The sequence below is a fragment of the Polymorphospora sp. NPDC051019 genome (assembly GCF_040683055.1).
GTDB classification, from domain to species: domain Bacteria; phylum Actinomycetota; class Actinomycetes; order Mycobacteriales; family Micromonosporaceae; genus Polymorphospora; species Polymorphospora lycopeni.
Window position 1 is genome coordinate 109847 of the sequence record NZ_JBFBCH010000007.1, and the last position, 16431, is coordinate 126277.

The following is a 16431-nucleotide window of genomic DNA, read 5'->3' on the forward strand; positions in this document are numbered from 1 at the left end:
CGTCCATATAACCGCACCGTCCGCGTCACCCGCCCCCACCGGGGTACGGGACGGTCAGCGCATGCGGGCGACGATGCCGGTGTCGTAGTCGCCGGAGACGAACTCGGCGTTGTCGAGCAGTTCGGCGAAGAACGGCAGGTTGCACTTCGGGCCGGCCACCTCGAACCCGGCCACCGCCGCCCGGGCCCGCTCCAGCGCCTGCGCCCGGTCGGCGCCATACACGATCAGCTTGGCCAGCAGGGAGTCGTAGAACGGGGTGACGGTGTTGCCCGCCACGTAGCCGGCGTCGACGCGTACGCCCTCGCCGACCGGCTCGATCCAGGTCTTCACCGCGCCCGGCCCGGGCAGGAACCGCTTCGGGTCCTCGGCGTTGATCCGCAGCTCGATCGCGTGTCCCCGGGCGGTCAGCGCGTCGGGGTCGAAGGTCGGCGGCAGCCCCGCCGCCACCCGCAGCTGCTCCTCGACCAGATCGACCCCGTAGACCAGTTCGGTCACCGGGTGCTCGACCTGGAGCCGGGTGTTCATCTCCAGGAAGAAGAACTCGCCGCTGGCCGGATCGAGCAGGCATTCGACCGTACCCGCGTTGCGGTAGCCGACCGCCTCGCCGGCCCGTACGGCCGCGGCCAGGAAGCGTTCGCGCAGCTGCGGGGTCACCGCCGGCGACGGCGACTCCTCGACCAGCTTCTGGTTGCGGCGCTGTACAGAGCACTCCCGCTCGCCGAGCGCCACCACCCGGCCGTCGGCCAGGCCGAGGATCTGCACCTCGACGTGGCGTACCCGGGGAAAGAAGCGCTCGATCAGCACCGAACCGTCGCCGAACATCCGCTCGGCGAAGCCGCGCACCTTCTCGTACTCGCCGCGCAGGGCGGCCTCGTCGACGGCGACGCCCATGCCCATGCCGCCCCCGCCGGCGGCGGCCTTGACCATGACGGGGTAGCCGATGGTGGTCGCCGCGTCGAGCGCCGCCTCGACCGTCCCGGCCGGATCGGTGGTGCCGGCGGCGACCGGGACGCCGGCCGCCGCCATCAGGTTGCGGGCATTGATCTTGTCGCCCATCGCGGTGATCGCGTCGGCGCCCGGGCCGACCCAGACCAGGCCGGCGTCGGAGACGGTACGGGCGAAGTCGGCGTTCTCCGACAGGAAGCCGTAGCCGGGGTGGATCGCCTGGGCACCGGTGTCCTTCGCCGCGGCCATGATCGCCTCGGTGTTGCGGTAGCTCAGCGCGGGGTTGGCCGGCCCGACGCAGACCGCCTCGTCGGCCTCGGTCACGAACGGCAGGTCCGCGTCGGCCTCCGAGTGCACCGCGATCGCCCGCACGCCCAGCCGGCGGGCGGTACGGATGATCCGGCGGGCGATCTCGCCCCGGTTGGCGACGAGCAGCGACTCGATCATTGATGCCCTTTCCTCGTTGAAACAGGCGTCCGGCGACGGATGATCAGAAGATCACGCCGAGGCCGTGGATCAAGAATCGCTGGCGGCACGCAGCGCGGCCAGTGTCGCGGCGCGCAGCAGGCTGGCCCGCCGCTGCCGGTCGACCTCGCCGCCGAGGAACGGCGTGGAGTTCATCAGACCGAACGCCGCGTGCGCGAGCACCCGGCTCTCCGCGGCGACCAGCCCGGGATGCAGCCCGGTCAGCACGGTCACCCACTCCTCCACGTAGAGCCGCTGCAACCGCCGGATCTGCCGGCGCGGTTCGTCGGGCAGGCGGTCCAGCTCGTGCAGGTGCAGGGCGATGACCGCCGGATTGGCCAGCGCGAAGTCGACGTGGAAGTTGACCAGGGACTGCAACGCCGCGTCCGGGTCGTCGGGATGCTCGGCGACCCGCTGGCGGCCGCCTTCGAGCAGGCTCTCGCTGACCGGGATGAGCGCGGCGACCAGCATCGCCTCCTTGCCGGCGAAGTGGTGATAGAGCGCCGGACCGGTGACCCCGGCGGCCGAGCCGATGTCGTCCATCGAAACGCCGTGGTAGCCACGCGCGGCGAAGAGTCCGACCGCGATGTCCAGGATCTCGTCACGACGGGACCTGCGCCGGGCGGCGGGCTGGGCCGCCTCCCCTGCCCTGGCCGCGTCCGCGGCGCCGGCCGATGTCATCGGATGCTCCACCCTCACGCGGTCAGCGTAGCCCTTTGTCAATCCCTGGTTCACCCACGAATCCACCGTCGCTCGTCACACCCGGAAACTCAGTCGTCGGCCGTCAGACCGTGCTCGGCGCGCAGCGCGTCGGCCTCCGCCGAACGGTCCAACTGGTCGAGGGCCCGGGCGAGCAGCCACGCCGTACGGCGGGCCGGATCCGAGCCGGTCGGCAGCCCGCCGAGCACCCGCCGCAGCACCGGCTCGGCCTGCGCCGGGCGGCCGGAGTCGAGCAGCAGTTCGCCGCCGAACACCTCGACCTGGGCCGCCTCCCCGAACGCCTCGATCGAACGCAGCTTGTCGGGTACGCCGGCCAGCCGGTCGAGCGCCTCGTCAAGCTGGCCGGACTGGGCCAACACCCGGGCGGCGGTGTCGGCGAGCATCGACAGCTCCCACACCACTGCCGGCTCCACCGGCTCCCCCGCCGTAAGGCCGGCCGCCACCCGCTCGGCGCGACCGACGGCCGCCAGCGCGCCCGGGACGTCCGGCGACCAGAGCAGGGCCGCCGCCTCCCGGCGCCGGGCCCGCAGCTCGTGCTGGGGCAACCCGGCCAGCCGGTACGCCTCGGCGGCGGCGGCGAACCGCTGCGCGGCCAGGCTGTCCCGGTCGGTGTCGTAGAGGATGTCGCCGGCCTCCTCCAGCATCTGCCCCCGCCCCGGCAGGTTGTCCGGCCCGTCGAGGTTCTCGGCGAGTTGGTCGAGCAGGGCCAGGGCCGGCTCCGGTTCGTCGAGCCCCCGGTAGATGCCGGCCAGCAGGTAGCGGCTCTGGTCGGCGTCGGCCTGCCGCCCCGCCCGGTCCAGCCCGGCCACCGCCTCTTCCGCGACCTCGGCCGCCTCACCGAGCCGCCCGGCCAACCGGTAGGCGTTGGCCAGGTCGAAACGCAGGTAGTCGATGCCGTCGGCGTCCTGCTCGACGCAGAGCGCCACCGCTTCGACCAACTCGTCGACCGCCTCGGCGGGCCGGCCGGTGGCGAGCAGGGCCTGCCCCCGGGTGACCCGCAGCGGCAGCAGCGCCTCGGCCGGCGCCACCGGCAGCGCCTCGTCGCAGATCGCGACCCGTTCGGCCGGGTCGTCGACCGACTGCGCGTACCAGATCGCGGCGGGGACGAGATATTCGGAGATGCCCAGCTCGCGACTGACCCGGTAGGCGTGCTCCGCCGCCGGGCCGTACTCCTCCTGCCGGCCGAGCTGCCCGAGCAGCTGCGTACGGTGCAGGGCGGCCTGGACGGACAGGTACGGATCGTCGGCGGCGGCCAGGTCGACCCGGTCGATCAGTGCCAGCGCCTCCTCCCCCGCCTGCGTCCTCGACAGCAGCGCGGCCAACCGAAGGCTGGCCGCCGCCCGCTGCCGGGCGTTTCCGTGCCGGTCGAGGTGTTCGACCGCGCCCCGGCTCAACACCATGCCCTCGTCGGCGGAACCCGACTCGTGCAGTAGCGGGCCGAGGCGTCCGGCGACGACCTCGGCGAGCACGGTGTCGCCGAGGTCCCGGTAGCGGGCCATCGCCTCCCGGTTCGCGGCGATCGAACCGGCGCGATCGCCGGCACCGAACAGTTGCGCGGCCCGCATCTCCGACCGGCGGGCCAGGGCCCGCGCCGGCAGGTCGGTGTCGGCGAACCGGTCGTCGAAGGCGGCCAGCACCTCGGCCATTCCGGCCGGGCGGTGCGTACGCCACAGCTCTTCGGCCAGGTCGAGCAGTTCGTCGACGGTGGCCTCGGCGGGCACCGGGACCGGCCCGTCGTACGGCGCGCGGGCCGGCGCCACGTCGCCGGTGCCGGGGTCGCTGGCGGCCGGGCCGGCGGCCGGAGCCGGGCCGGTGCCCGGTGCCGATACCCGGCGGCGCAGGCTGGCCGACAGCGGTAGGTAGTCGACGACCGGCTCGGCGGTGAGCCAGCGCACCACCTGCTCGGACTGTTCGGTGGTGCCGTTGCGGGCGTCGAACTGGGCACCCAGTTCCTTTGCGGTGGCGGCGAGTTCGGCGGCGAGCACACCGACCGGGACGTCCGCCGCCGGCCGGTCGCCGTACGCCCGGCGGTGCACGGACAGCTCTCCGGCGGCGCCGCCCGCCGGCCCGGCCGTCGCGAGGCGGCCCAGCTGCAGGGCACCGGCCGCCGCGAACCGCATGGCGGCCGCCGGTGACGGGGCCCGGTCGAGCCACTCCAGGTGCCGCTCGACGATCTCCAGCCCCCGGGTGTCGTTGCCGGTGACGGCACAGAACTCGACGTGTTCGCCGATCTCGCCGAGGTCGGCGAGATGCCGCCGGTGTCGCCGGTAGGCCAGCCGGTGCGCGTCGCGGGCCTGCTCGGTCCGGCCGGTACGCAGGTAGGGCAGCATCAGTGCGGTCAGGATCGCCTGTGGCTGCTCGGAACAGGTCAGCCGGCCGGCCAGCACCGGCTCGGCCAGCGCCACCGCCTCCTCGTCGCGCCCCAACTGGGCCAGGTAACTCACCTGCGAGGTGGGGTCGCAGCCGGCGCAGTCGGAGAGTTGGTCGCGTGGCGCGGTCACCCACTGGCGGTACCACTCCTCGGCCTCGTCGGCCGCGCCGATGTGCCGGGCCACCCGGTGCCGGTACTTGTGCACCGCCTGGACGCTGTGCCCGCCGGCACGGTAGCGCCGCTCCATGTCGTCGAGGACCCCGTACGTCCTGACCAGCGGCACCGCCGGGAAATTGACCAGCGCGTTGGCCATGTACTTGAAGTACCAGAACAGGGTGTGGGCGTGCCGCTCGTGGTAGGGCCGCGGTTCCCGGTCGAACTCGGTCAGACACCAGGAGAAGGTCACGAAGGACTTGGCCGGCTCACCGCCGTAGACGTAGGCGTTGGTGGCGAGCATCCGGGCCGCGAACGCCAGGTGCGGGTCTTCGGCGGCGTCGGCCCGCTGGACCAGTTGCTCGACCGCGGCGATCTGGCCGGCGCCCCACGGCATGCCGGTGATCTGGTCGAGCATCCGCCAGAGATCGTCGGTGGAGGACACCATCACTCCTGTCCGGAGACGGCCCGGCCGAGCAGGCCGAGAAAGGAACTGTTGAGCAGTGCGGCGTCGGCCGGCCGGATCGGGTGGTGCCCGAGCAGCAGCGCCTGGCCGTAGAGCGCCTCCACGGCCAGGCCGACCAGGGCCGGATCGCCGAGCGTGGTGACCCGACGGACCAGCGGGTTGCGGTGGTTGAGCACCAGTTGCGGGCGCTCCGGCGGGCCGCTCGCCGCGAACGCGTCGAGCACCCCGGCCCACAGCTCGTCGGCCTTCTCCCGGGTCGCCTCGAGCTGGTCCTGGAAGGCGGCGCTGCGGCTGACCAGGTAGAGCGCCGGCAGCGAAGCCGGGTCGTACGCCCGGACCACCACCTCGCAGCCGAGCCGGTCCAGCGACCGCTGGGCCGCGGTGACGAACGGCCGCAGCGCCAACTCGGCCGCCGGGTCCAGGGTGTCGAACCGGGTGGTCAGATCGCTGGGTTCGAGCCGTTCGATCAGCACGTCGCGGTCGAGCGCCGGCAGCCGCTCGACCAGTTCGGCGTCGTACGTGTATCCGGCGTTGACCACCGGCAGGTCCTGCGCCGCCGCGACGGCCGCGAGCTGGCGGAACTCGTCGACACTGGCGGCGTAGCGAACCAGGCCGTGCCGTTGCCGGAACTCGGCCAGGGTGAGCTGGCCGGTGTTGGTCTCCATCGGCCACCACTCGTCGACGAGCCGAAGCATCTCGTCGTCGTGCAGCGCGAGCGCCTTGACGCCGAGGTGGTGCACCCGCAGGAACTCGGCCAGCCGGTTCGGGTCGCTGCCGGCAAGCCGGACCAGCCAGCCGCGCAGCTGGTCGCCGAGCGCCTCCCGGGTGGCTTCGAGCAGGCTGTCCTCGTAAAGCGCCTCGCGGCTGGCCGTGGGCCGCAGCTCGCTGGCGTCGACGACGCACTGCGCGAAGAACGCCCAGTCCGGCAGCAGCCCGTCGGCGGCCTCGGTCAGCAGCATCCGCTTCAGGTAGACCCGGTGCCCGGCCCGCGCCGCCGGGTTGACCGGGACCGGAAGCACGAACGCGGCACCGGTCAGCCCGGCCTCGGGCACCGACAGCGGCACCACGTCGAACGGAACGAAGCCGAGCGTCTCCTGGGCGTACCCGATCAGGGCCTGCCGGCGGGCGGCGGACGACCCGGTAAGCGCCCACGGCGGCGGGCCGGCGGTCGTCGGCACGTCACCGACGCGTACGTCGACCGGCAGCAGCGAGCCGAACAGCCGGGCCAGCTCGGTGACGGTCGGCACGCTGAACCACCGGTCGGTGTCCCGCCGGGGCACCAGCGTCACGGTCGTGCCCGGCTCGGCGCGGCCGGCGTCCGGCGCGGCCAACTCGACCGCGTAGCGGCCGTCGGCGTATCCGGTCCACAACACCGTGCGGTCGTCGCCGCACCTGGTCGTCACCCGGATCTCGTCGGCGACCAGGAAGCAGGAGAGCAGGCCGATGCCGAACTGGCCGAGGAACTCGTGCCGGGCGAAGCCCAGTTCGTCGCGTTTGGAGCTGCGGCCGATGGTGGCCAGCAGCTCGTGCACCTGCGCCTCGGTGAGCCCGATGCCGCTGTCGTGCACCCGCAGCGTGCCGTCGCCGGTCAGCGCGGGCGGCTCGAACCGCACCACGGCGGGCGCGTCGGGCTCGACCGCGCGGCGCGCGGTGATCGCGTCGACGGCGTTCTGCAGCAGTTCCCGGACGAACACCCGCGGGCTGCCGTAGAGATGATGACTGAGCAGGTCGACCACGCCTCGGAGGTCGACCTGGAAGGTGCGGTCCACGCCTGCTGCTCCCCGGTCCGGTGCCGGCGCCCACCGTACCGGGACGGGCCGACAACCCGCGTCCCCCTTTTCAGCCGCTGCCGTCGGCCCGCCGGTCCGGTCGTCCGGACCGACCGGGAAGGGCCGGATGGCCCGGCCGTTCCGGGTCTCCCCGCCGGACCGGAACCGGCGGCGGAACAAGGGCGCCGGAACCCCACCAGTGCCGGGCGACCAGCGCGGCCAGCATGGCACCCGCGCCGTTGACCAGCACGTCGTCCACCGCCGACACCCGGCCCAGGTCGAGCGCGTACTGAAGGGTCTCGACCAGGACCGAGCCGGCCGCGCCGACCGCGAGCAGCCGCAGCGCGCCGGACGCCGTACGGCGCAGCGGGCCGGCCGGACGGGACAGTGCGGCGAACCGGATGGGGGCGAAGAAGCCGAGTGCGGCGAAGACGAGCAGGTTGCCGCCGATCTGCACCACCGCGACCGCCGGGCTGCCGGCCAGCAGGTCGACGAGCCCGCGCAGCGGCACGAGGTCGAGCGTCCGGGGCGCCGGCCGCGGCGTGAGGATCATCCAGATCCAGGGCAGCGTGCCGGCCACCATGCCGACCTCCGCGACGCTGCGCCACGCGGCCACGCGGGCCGGCAGCCCGGACCGCCGCCGGAGCCGGGTCAGCAGTACGGCGAACAGCCCGGCCAGCGGCAGCGCGACCGCCGAGGCCACCAGCACCGGTCCCCAGTCCCGCCACACCTGCGCCATCCACGCAGGCTAGCGGCGCCGGTCAGCCCATCAGCCCGCCGGGCTTGTCGCCGCGTACGACGGGAGCGCGGACCAGGTTGCCCCACTCGGTCCACGAGCCGTCGTAGTTGCGTACCTGCGGATAGCCGAGCAGGTGGCGGAGCACGAACCAGGTGTGGCTGGACCGCTCCCCGATCCGGCAGTACGCGATCACGTCGTCGGCCGACGACAGTCCCAGCTGGTCGGCGTAGATCGCCCGCAGTTCGTCGGCCGACCTGAACGTGCCGTCCTCGTTGGCCGCCGACTTCCACGGCTTGTTGACCGCGCCGGGGATGTGGCCGCCGCGCAGCGCGCCCTCCTGCGGGTAGTCCGGCATGTGCAGAAGTTCGCCGGTGTACTCCCCCGGCGACCGCACGTCGACCAGTGGCCGGCCGGCGGCGACGTGCCCGAGCACCTGGTCGCGGAAGGCGCGCAGGCTGGCGTCGTCACGGTCCGGCGCCGGGTAGCTGGCCGGCTTCGGGGTGGTGCGCTCGCGGGTCAGTTCCCGCCCCTCGGCGATCCACTTCTGCCGGCCGCCGTCGAGCAGCCGAAGGTCGCGGTGGCCGAAGAGGCTGAAGACCCAGAGCGCGTACGCCGCCCACCAGTTGAAGTTGTCGCCGTAGAAGACGATCGTGTCGTCGCGGCCGATGCCCTTGGCCTCGCACAGCGCGGCGAACTGTTCCGGGTGGAGGTAGTCGCGGCTGTCCTGGTCGTTGAGTTCGAGGTGCCAGTCGACCTTGACCGCGCCGGGGATGTGACCGCTCTCGTAGAGCAGCACGTCCTCGTCGGACTCGACGACCACGAGGCCGTCGGTGCCGAGGTGCTCGGCCAGCCACTCGGTGGTGACCAGGCGTCCGGGGTCGGCGTACGACTGCAGGCTGGGTGAGGGATCGTTCGGAACCGGCATCCCGTAAAGGTACGCCGGACGGCGGCCCGACACCGGGTTACCGGCCCGACCGGTGCACCGGCCCGCCGGCTCCGGTGTCAGTCGGTGAACGGGGCCAGCAGGGGCCGCTTGGCGGTGACGGTGTCGCCGGACGAGCGGCCGGTCAGCCGCCGCCTGATCCATGGTGCGAGATGCTGCCCGGCCCAGCGCAGGTCGGCCCGCCGGGCGGCGAGCCACGGCGTGGGTGCCGGGGCGGGCGGCACGAGCAGCCAGTCCTCGTCGGCGTCGACGCCGAGCGCGGTCAGCACGTGGGCGGCCACCCGCCGGTGCCCGATCTCCGACAGGTGCAGCCGGTCGACGCTCCACATCAGCGGGTTGCGGAACTCGTCGTCGGCGTAGAGGTCGACGAGCATCGCACCGTGCCGCTGCGCCGTCTCGCCGACGGCCCGGTTGACCAGTTGTACCCGGGGTGCCATGAGCCGCTGGCCGGGCAGGTGCGCCGTCAGGTCGGCGAACCGGAACAGCAGTACGTCGGCACCGGTGGCACGGAGTTCGCCGATCACCGCGTCGAAGCGGGATGCCAGCGTGACCGGGTCGAAGGACCGGCGCAGTACGTCGTTGCCGCCGGCGGCGAAGCTGATCAGGTCGGGTTTCATGTCGAGGACGACCGGCACCTGCTCGGCCACCACGGCGGGGAAGAGCCGACCCCGGATCGCGAGGTTGGCGTACCCGAAGTCCGGGCCGGCCTCGACGGCGAGCCGGGTGGCGACCAGATCCGCCCAGCCCCGGAACGTCCCGTCCGGGTACGGGTCGTCCATGCCCTCGGTGAAGCTGTCCCCGACCGCCACGTAACTGCGCCAGCGCACCGCGCCCCCCTACCGTCGTGCCTCGACCAGTTTTCTACACCCGATTCACGGCACATCGGTTAATCGGGTGCCGCATCGGTGACCGTTTCCATACGCTGCGCGGATGTTGCTGCGGATGTCCACCCTGTTTCTGCGCACGCTGCGCGAGGACCCGGCCGACGCCGAGGTGGCGAGCCACCGGCTGCTGGTCCGGGCCGGCTACGTCCGGCGGGCCGCGCCGGGCGGCTACACGTGGCTGCCGCTGGGCCGGCTGGTGCTCGACCGGGTGACCCGGGTCGTACGCGAGGAGATGACGGCCATCGGCGGCCAGGAGGTGCACTTCCCGGCACTGCTGCCGCGCGGGCCGTACGAGACCAGTGGCCGGTGGACCGAGTACGGCGACGACATCTTCACGTTGCGGGACCGGCGGGGCGTGGAGTTCCTGCTCGCGCCGACCCACGAGGAGATGGCGACGCTGCTGGTCCGGGACATGTTCGGCTCGCACCGGGACTATCCGGTGACGCTCTTCCAGGTGCAGACGAAGTTCCGCAACGAGGCCCGCCCACGCGCCGGACTGCTGCGCACCCGCGAGTTCCTGATGAAGGACGCGTACTCGTTCGACCTGTCCGACGACGGCCTGCGGGCGGCGTACGACCGGCACCGGGCGGCGTACGAGCGGATCTTCACCCGGCTCGGGCTGGACTTCGCAGTGGTTGCGGCGACCTCGGGGGCGATGGGCGGCTCGGCGTCGGAGGAGTTTCTGGCCACTACCGCGGCCGGCGAGGACACCTACGTCGGCTGCCCGGCATGCGGTTACGCGGCGAACACCGAGGCGGTGGTCACGGCGGCACCGGCGCCCGGCGATCCGGCCCACCACCCGGCGATGACCGTCCACGACACGCCGGACACCCCGACGATCGCCGCCCTGGTCGCGATGGCCAACGAGCGGCGGCTCGGCGGGCGGACCGGCTGGACCGCCGCGGCGACGCTGAAGAACGTGGTGCTGGCCGTACGCCGCCCCGGCGCCGACACCGACGAGCTGCTGGTCGTCGGGATACCCGGGGACCGCGAGGTGGACCTGAAACGGCTCGCCGCCGCGCTCGAACCGGCGACCGTGACGATGTTCGACGGCTGGGCCGACCATCCGGAGCTGGTCCGCGGCTACATCGGCCCGCAGGTCCTGTCCGACCTGGGCATCCGTTATCTGGTCGACCCCCGGGTGGTGCCCGGCACCGGGTGGCTGACCGGCGCCAACCAGCCGGGCCGGCACGCGGTCGACGTGGTCTGCGGGCGCGACTTCGTGCCGGACGGCACGATCGAGGCGGCCGAGGTCCGCACCGGCGACCCCTGCCCACGTTGCGGCACCGGGGCGCTGGCCATCCGGCGGGGCATCGAGATCGGCCACATCTTCCAGCTCGGCCGGCGCTACACGAACGCCTTCGAGGTCGACGCGCTCGGCGCGGACGGCAAGCCGGTACGACCCACGATGGGCTGCTACGGGATCGGCATCTCCCGTACGGTGGCCGCGATCGCCGAGCAGCACCACGACGAGCGGGGGCTGGTCTGGCCGGCGGCGGTCGCGCCGGCGGACGTACACGTGGTGGCCGCCGGCCGGGGCGACCAGGTCGCGGCGGCGCTCCACCTGGCCGGCCAGCTCGCCGACGCGGGCCTACGGGTGCTGGTCGACGACCGGCCGCAGGTGTCGCCGGGCGTGAAGTTCACCGACGCCGAGCTGATCGGTGTGCCGCGTGCCGTCGTCGTCGGCCGCCGGCTCGCCGAAGGGTACGTGGAGCTGCGGGTCCGGGCCGACGGCGAGCGGGTGGACGTGCCGCTCGCCGAGGTGGTGTCCCGGCTGGCCGGCTGACGCGGACGGGTCCGCCGACCGGCCCGGGCGGGCGGGTCGGTCGGGTCAGGCTTCGCCGCGCACTGCCCGGTAGTGGGCGAGGCAGTCGGCGTAGTCGGGGAGCAGCCCGGCCGTGCGCAGCTCGGCGAGCCGTGGGCCGGCGGAGTCGCGCTCGGACAGGATCGGCGGTTCGATGGCGGGCCAGGGCAGGGCCAGGTCCTCGTCGAAGACGTTGACGATCCGCTCCCGGGCCGGGTTGTATCCGGTGCTGCACAGGTAGCTGAGCACGGTGTCGTCCTCAAGGGCGACGAAGCCGTGCCCGAGCCCTTCGGCAAGGTAGAGCGCCCGCCCCTCGGCCGCGTCCAGCCGGACGAACTCGTGCGCGCCGAAGGTGGGCGACCCGACCCGCAGGTCGACGACGACGTCGAGCAGCGAACCGCTCGGGCAGTAGACGTATTTCCCCTGGCCGGGTGGCACGTCGGCCCAGTGGATGCCGCGGATCACGCCGCGCCGGGAGATGCTGTGGTTGGTCTGGGCCACGGTCAGCTCGAAGCCGAGCGCGGCCGAGAAGACGGCGGCGTCGTACCAGACGTGGAAGCTGCCCCGTTCGTCGGCGAACTGCCGGGGTACGAACTCCCACGCGCCGGCGATCGACAGTTCGGTGGCCTTCACCCGTTCACCCCATTCGCGTCCTACGCACAACCCGGCAGCACGATACCGCCTCCGGGGACGTGTAACCGCGCACCCACCGGGTACGGGTAGCCATCGTCCATCTCACCGCGGAGGCTCTCATGACCAGGCACACGGTCGGTGCGGTAATGACCAAGGAGGTCCTGTACCTGCCGGCGGAAACCACACTGGACGAAGCGGCCCGGGCGATGCGTGACGCCGACATCGGCGACGTGGTCGTGACGGAGGGACCGACCCTGGCGGGGATGGTCACCGACCGGGACATCGTGGTCCGGGCGGTGGCCGAGAAGCTCGACCCGGCCAGCACCACCATCGGGGCCGTGGCGACCCGCGAGGTCGTCATGATCGAGCAGAACTCGACGGTCGCGGAGGCGGCGGCACTGATGCGGGAGCGGGCCGTACGCCGGGTGCTCGTCTGCGACCTCGACCGGCAACTGGTCGGCATCGTCTCGCTCGGCGATTTGGCGGTCCGCTTCGATCCCGACTCGGCACTGAGCGGGATAAGCGGCACCGCGCCGTCGCCCTGACGTACGACTCTGACGCCCGGACCGCCTCACCGGCCGGTCCGGGCGTCCCGCATGCTTGGGTACGGCCGGGACACCGGGTAGGGAGGACACGAGATGCCGATGCCGCCCAAGCTCGCCGAGATCGTCGACGAGTTCGCCGCCGCACCCCGCGAGGTGGTGCTGGAGATGTTGCTGGAGTTCTCCGACGCGGTCGCGCCGCTGCCGGAGTCGCTGGCCGGCCACGAGGGCATGGAGCAGGTGCCGGAGTGCCAGACGCAGTTCTTCCTGCGGGCGGCGGTCAACCCGGACCGCACCGTCGACGTGTGGTTCGACTGCCCGCCGGAGGCACCGACGACCCGTGCCTTCGCCGGCATCCTCACCGAGGGGCTGGCCGGCGCCACGGCCGACGAGATCCTCGCCGTACCGGACGACCTCTACCAGCGGATGGGGCTCGCCCAGGCGATCAGCCCGCTGCGGGTGCGCGGTGGCACCGCCGTACTCGCCCGGCTGAAGCGCCAGGTCCGGGAACAGATCTCCTGACCTGCCGCGTTACCACCGTTCGTGGAGATTGACATCTACTCGGACGTGGTCTGCCCGTGGTGCTACATCGGCAAGCGCAAGCTGGAGCAGGCCCTCGAGTCGTACAACGGTGACGTGACGATCCGCTACCGTCCGTTCCAACTCGACCCCCGACCGGTCGAGCAGCCGCAACCGCTGCTGACCGCGCTGGCCGGAAAGTTCGGCGGCCCGGACCGGGTACGGGAGATAGTCACCCGGGTCACCGGCGCGGCCGCCGGTGCGGGCCTGCACCTCGACTTCGACAGCGCACTGAGCGCCAACACCTTCGACGCCCACCGGCTGGTCTGGTTCGCCGACCAGCGCGGACGGGCGGCCGAGATGGTCGAGGCGCTCTACCGGGCGCACTTCACGCAGGGCGTGGACATCGGATCGCCGGCCGCGCTGGCCACGGTCGCCGCCGGGGCCGGCCTCGACGAGGCCGAGGTCCGCGCCTTCCTCGACTCCCCCGCCGGCACCGCCGAGGTCCAGACGGACCTGGCCGAGGCCCGCGAGATCGGCGTGAGCAGCGTGCCGACGTTCGTCTTCGCCGGCAAGTACGCGGTCACCGGCGCCCAGGACCCGGACACCCTGCGCGGCGTGCTCGAAGAGGTACGCCGGCGGGAGGCCGCCGAGGCCGCACTGCGCCCGGTCGGCGTACCACCGACCGGTGACCGGGCCGACGGCTGCACCGACGACAGTTGCGCCGTCTGACGCATCCGCGCTGGTTTCACGTGGAACCACATCGACCGAGCTGAGTCGGCCCGGAATGTCGAGCATTCTGGGCCGGCCCGTGCTGTCGCCAGGCCGGTGCCGCCGGCAGCCGGCCCGTCAGGCGGCGGGCTTGGCCAGATCGGCGATGACCTGGGCGTTGGGCAGCACACCCACCGCCGGGCCGGGCAGTGCGATCTTGCTGTGCCGTACCCCCGAACCGATGATCACGTGCGGTACGGCGACCACCCGGGAGTCGACCAGGATCGGCCAGTCCGCCGGCAGCCCGATCGGGGTGATCCCGCCGTACTCCATGCCGGTCGACCGCACCGCGTCGTCCATCGGGGCGAAGCTGGCCTTGCGCGCGTCGAGCAGCCGGCGCACGGCGCCGTTGACGTCCGCGCGGGTGGTGGCCAGGATGACGCACGCCGCATAGCGGGTCTCGCCACCCCGCTTGCCGGCCACGATCACGCAGTTGGCCGACTCCTCGAGCCCCACCTCGTACGCGGCACAGAACGCGGCGGTGTCGGCCAGGGTCGCGTCGATCGGCGCGACCAGTACGTCGTCGACGTCGATCGGCGCCTCGGCCGGCCATGCCTCCAGGGCAGCCACGACGGGCGGTGCGAGCAGGTCGGGTCGGCCGCGGGCGGGCTCGGTCTTCAGGGTTCCCATCACGTTGCGATCCTCGCACCGCCGCTCCGGGCCCGCGCGGTCACGGGTCTCCTTGACAACAAAAGCTAATACTATTAGCTTTTACGTCATGCCTGTTAGCTACCTGGATCGCGGCGAGGGCCGCATCGCGTACGAGGTGACCGGCACCGGCCCGCTGGTGGTGTGCCTGCCCGGCATGGGTGACCTGCGCTCGGTCTACCGATTCACCGTCCCCACCCTGGTCGACGCCGGCTACCGGGTCGCCACCGTCGACCTGCGCGGCCACGGCGACAGCGACGACGGATTCAGCCGCCACGACGACGTCGCGCTCGGCACCGACCTGCTCGCCCTGATCGAGGAACTCGGCGGTCCGGCCGTCGTGCTCGGCAACTCGATGGGCGCCGGCGCCGCCGTCTGGGCCGCCGCCGAAGCCCCCGACCGGATCGCCGGGCTGGTGCTGCTCGGCCCCTTCGTCCGCGACCCCGACCTCGGTCCGGCGATGAACCTCGCCTTCCGGCTGCTGCTCGCCAAGCCCTGGGGCCCCGCCGCCTGGCACTGGTATTACCAGAAGTTCTACCCGGGCCGCCCGCCCGCCGACCTGACCGAGCACCGGGCCCGCATCCGCGAGAGCCTGCGCCGGGGCGACCACTGGCGCTCGTTCGTCAAGACCACCCGCACCAGTCACCGGCCGGCCGAGCAGCGCCTCGACTCGGTCCATGCCCCTACCCTCGTCGTCATGGGTACAAAAGATCCCGACTTCCCCGACCCGGTCGCCGAGGCCCGCTTCGTTGCCGAACGCCTCCACGGCGAACTACTGCTGGTTCCCGACGCCGGCCACTACCCGATGGCCGAATACCCGGAACTGGTCAACCCGGAACTGGTGCGGTTCCTCGGCACGGTGCACGCCGATGCCTAGGGCCGGGCTCACCCCCGCCATCGTGGTCGAGCAGGCCGCCCAGCTCGCCGACGAGATCGGACTCGACCGGCTCACCCTGGCCGGCGTCGCCCAACGGGTCGGCGTCGCCCTGCCCAGCCTCTACAAGCACGTACGCGGCGCAGACGCGCTCCACCAGCAGCTCGCCGTACGCGCGCTCGAACAGTTGACCACCGAGGCGACAACCGCCGTCGCGGGCCGGGCCGGCCGGCAGGCGCTGCACGCCCTCGCCGCAGCCTTCCGCACGTACGCCCAACGCCGGCCGGGCCGCTACGCGGCCACCGTACGCGCCCCCGACCCGACCGACCCGGCGCACATCGCCGCCGCCGAAGGTGCCGTGAACGTGATCTACGCCGTCCTCGACGGTTACGGCCTCAGCGGCGAGCGGGCCGTCGACGCGGCACGCTGCCTGCGCAGCGCCCTGCACGGGTTCATCGCCCTGCACGCCGCCGGCGGGTTCGGCCTGCCGCAGGACGTCGACCGCTCGTACGAGCGCATGATCGACGCTCTCGACCGCGCCCTCACCACCTGGCCGTAGTCTCCCGCCACGGCGGCCGTCTGCGATGCTGGTCGGCGATGACCAGCAGTTGGCGACACCTGCCCCCAGCCGCCCGTGAGATCGCCAGGGCGAGCACCGAAGCCGTGGCCGCGGCCCGGGCCCACGACGTCGAGGCGTACGGGTCGGCGGTGACCGACCTCGGCGCGGCCGACCGGTCCGGTGCCGTCCTCGGGGCGGTGGTCCGGCTCCTGCTCGAACAGACCCACCCGGACGGGCTCGACGGCGACGACGTGCGGCAGGTGCTCGAACGGTGCGTCCGGTCCGCCGCGACCTGGCAGACCGGGGTTGATCCGCACGTGGTGCTGGTCCTGCTGGCCGGTGCGCTCGGCGTCTACGACCCCGACGACGACACCACTCCGCCCGACGCGCAGGCCGTCGCCCGGCACGCACCGCTCCTCGTCGCCGACCTGCTGGCGGTGGGCGGCCGGCCGCTCGACGGCTATCTGACCGCCGCCTTCGCCGAGATCGAGCGGACCGAAATCCACGACTGACCACCGACAGGAAAGCGGGGAGGGATGGCCGCTGCCGGGCGTCCAGGTGATCGTCGCCCGCCATCTGCTGCCCAGCCGGCGAACCGTCACGGTGATCGGACAGCGAGCACGCCG

16 protein-coding genes are annotated in these 16431 nt (G+C 73.0%); 7 read left to right on the forward strand and 9 right to left on the reverse strand.

Annotated features, from left to right (window positions below; translation table 11 throughout):
• Positions 1–54: 54 nt before the first annotated feature.
• From AB0M79_RS15320 to AB0M79_RS15350, 7 genes are all read right to left on the reverse strand, one after another.
• Positions 55–1392 carry a biotin carboxylase N-terminal domain-containing protein gene (locus AB0M79_RS15320; RefSeq protein WP_364213128.1) on the reverse strand — a complete coding sequence of 446 codons (1338 nt, stop codon included), beginning with the start codon at positions 1390–1392 and terminating at the stop codon, positions 55–57.
• 69 nt (positions 1393–1461) lie between these two features.
• Positions 1462–2091, reverse strand: coding sequence for a helix-turn-helix domain-containing protein (locus AB0M79_RS15325; protein WP_357535205.1), 630 nt, complete (start codon positions 2089–2091; stop codon positions 1462–1464).
• An 89-nt stretch (positions 2092–2180) separates the two neighbouring features.
• On the reverse strand, positions 2181–5099 hold the full coding sequence (locus AB0M79_RS15330; RefSeq protein ID WP_364213132.1) for a hypothetical protein: 2919 nt from the start codon (positions 5097–5099) through the stop codon (positions 2181–2183).
• Positions 5100–5101: 2 nt separating this feature from the next.
• Positions 5102–6889 carry an HSP90 family protein gene (locus AB0M79_RS15335; protein ID WP_364213135.1) on the reverse strand — a complete coding sequence of 596 codons (1788 nt, stop codon included), beginning with the start codon at positions 6887–6889 and terminating at the stop codon, positions 5102–5104.
• Between the two features lie 70 nt (positions 6890–6959).
• Entirely contained in the window at positions 6960–7628 is a 669-nt protein-coding gene (locus AB0M79_RS15340; protein WP_364213138.1) for a VanZ family protein, read from the reverse strand.
• Positions 7629–7650: 22 nt separating this feature from the next.
• Positions 7651–8553 carry a sulfurtransferase gene (locus AB0M79_RS15345; protein ID WP_357535197.1) on the reverse strand — a complete coding sequence of 301 codons (903 nt, stop codon included), beginning with the start codon at positions 8551–8553 and terminating at the stop codon, positions 7651–7653.
• A 77-nt stretch (positions 8554–8630) separates the two neighbouring features.
• Positions 8631–9398: an SGNH/GDSL hydrolase family protein gene (locus AB0M79_RS15350; RefSeq protein ID WP_364213141.1), complete on the reverse strand. Its 768-nt coding sequence runs from the start codon at positions 9396–9398 to the stop codon at positions 8631–8633.
• Between the two features lie 103 nt (positions 9399–9501).
• Here AB0M79_RS15350 and AB0M79_RS15355 point away from each other — a divergent pair, with 103 nt between their 5' ends.
• The gene (locus AB0M79_RS15355) at positions 9502–11241 is read left to right on the forward strand and encodes a proline--tRNA ligase (protein ID WP_364213144.1); all 1740 of its coding nucleotides are present in this window, start codon (positions 9502–9504) and stop codon (positions 11239–11241) included.
• A gap of 45 nt (positions 11242–11286) precedes the next feature.
• Here the strand turns inward: AB0M79_RS15355 and rfbC are convergent, their stop codons facing one another.
• On the reverse strand, positions 11287–11892 hold the full coding sequence (gene rfbC, locus AB0M79_RS15360) for a dTDP-4-dehydrorhamnose 3,5-epimerase (protein WP_364213147.1): 606 nt from the start codon (positions 11890–11892) through the stop codon (positions 11287–11289).
• Positions 11893–12011: 119 nt separating this feature from the next.
• On the opposite strand from rfbC, the gene AB0M79_RS15365 reads away from it, so the two are divergent.
• From AB0M79_RS15365 to AB0M79_RS15375, 3 genes are all read left to right on the forward strand, one after another.
• Positions 12012–12437 carry a CBS domain-containing protein gene (locus AB0M79_RS15365; RefSeq protein WP_364213150.1) on the forward strand — a complete coding sequence of 142 codons (426 nt, stop codon included), beginning with the start codon at positions 12012–12014 and terminating at the stop codon, positions 12435–12437.
• A gap of 93 nt (positions 12438–12530) precedes the next feature.
• Positions 12531–12956: a SufE family protein gene (locus AB0M79_RS15370; protein WP_364213153.1), complete on the forward strand. Its 426-nt coding sequence runs from the start codon at positions 12531–12533 to the stop codon at positions 12954–12956.
• 21 nt (positions 12957–12977) lie between these two features.
• The gene (locus AB0M79_RS15375) at positions 12978–13685 is read left to right on the forward strand and encodes a DsbA family oxidoreductase (RefSeq protein WP_364213156.1); all 708 of its coding nucleotides are present in this window, start codon (positions 12978–12980) and stop codon (positions 13683–13685) included.
• Positions 13686–13802: 117 nt separating this feature from the next.
• Here the strand turns inward: AB0M79_RS15375 and AB0M79_RS15380 are convergent, their stop codons facing one another.
• Positions 13803–14354 carry a YbaK/EbsC family protein gene (locus tag AB0M79_RS15380; protein WP_364213576.1) on the reverse strand — a complete coding sequence of 184 codons (552 nt, stop codon included), beginning with the start codon at positions 14352–14354 and terminating at the stop codon, positions 13803–13805.
• 88 nt (positions 14355–14442) lie between these two features.
• On the opposite strand from AB0M79_RS15380, the gene AB0M79_RS15385 reads away from it, so the two are divergent.
• From AB0M79_RS15385 to AB0M79_RS15395, 3 genes are read left to right on the forward strand one after another with little or no spacing between them, the layout of a single operon-like run.
• Positions 14443–15249: an alpha/beta hydrolase gene (locus tag AB0M79_RS15385; RefSeq protein ID WP_364213159.1), complete on the forward strand. Its 807-nt coding sequence runs from the start codon at positions 14443–14445 to the stop codon at positions 15247–15249.
• The gene (locus AB0M79_RS15390) at positions 15242–15805 is read left to right on the forward strand and encodes a WHG domain-containing protein (protein ID WP_364213162.1); all 564 of its coding nucleotides are present in this window, start codon (positions 15242–15244) and stop codon (positions 15803–15805) included. Before AB0M79_RS15385 ends, AB0M79_RS15390 begins: the two co-directional genes overlap by 8 nt.
• A gap of 38 nt (positions 15806–15843) precedes the next feature.
• On the forward strand, positions 15844–16317 hold the full coding sequence (locus AB0M79_RS15395) for a hypothetical protein (protein ID WP_364213165.1): 474 nt from the start codon (positions 15844–15846) through the stop codon (positions 16315–16317).
• Positions 16318–16431: the final 114 nt, after the last annotated feature.

Bases quoted from the DNA above. Each gene is read 5' to 3' on its own strand.
- AB0M79_RS15320 (WP_364213128.1), bottom strand. From the start codon at position 1,392: ATGATCGAGTCGCTGCTCGTCGCCAACCGGGGCGAGATCGCCCGCCGG.
- AB0M79_RS15325 (WP_357535205.1), bottom strand. From the start codon at position 2,091: ATGACATCGGCCGGCGCCGCGGACGCGGCCAGGGCAGGGGAGGCGGCC.
- AB0M79_RS15340 (WP_364213138.1), bottom strand. From the start codon at position 7,628: ATGGCGCAGGTGTGGCGGGACTGGGGACCGGTGCTGGTGGCCTCGGCG.
- AB0M79_RS15345 (WP_357535197.1), bottom strand. From the start codon at position 8,553: ATGCCGGTTCCGAACGATCCCTCACCCAGCCTGCAGTCGTACGCCGAC.
- AB0M79_RS15355 (WP_364213144.1), top strand. From the start codon at position 9,502: ATGTTGCTGCGGATGTCCACCCTGTTTCTGCGCACGCTGCGCGAGGAC.
- AB0M79_RS15365 (WP_364213150.1), top strand. From the start codon at position 12,012: ATGACCAGGCACACGGTCGGTGCGGTAATGACCAAGGAGGTCCTGTAC.
- AB0M79_RS15370 (WP_364213153.1), top strand. From the start codon at position 12,531: ATGCCGATGCCGCCCAAGCTCGCCGAGATCGTCGACGAGTTCGCCGCC.
- AB0M79_RS15380 (WP_364213576.1), bottom strand. From the start codon at position 14,354: ATGGGAACCCTGAAGACCGAGCCCGCCCGCGGCCGACCCGACCTGCTC.
- AB0M79_RS15385 (WP_364213159.1), top strand. From the start codon at position 14,443: ATGCCTGTTAGCTACCTGGATCGCGGCGAGGGCCGCATCGCGTACGAG.
- AB0M79_RS15390 (WP_364213162.1), top strand. From the start codon at position 15,242: ATGCCTAGGGCCGGGCTCACCCCCGCCATCGTGGTCGAGCAGGCCGCC.
- AB0M79_RS15395 (WP_364213165.1), top strand. From the start codon at position 15,844: ATGACCAGCAGTTGGCGACACCTGCCCCCAGCCGCCCGTGAGATCGCC.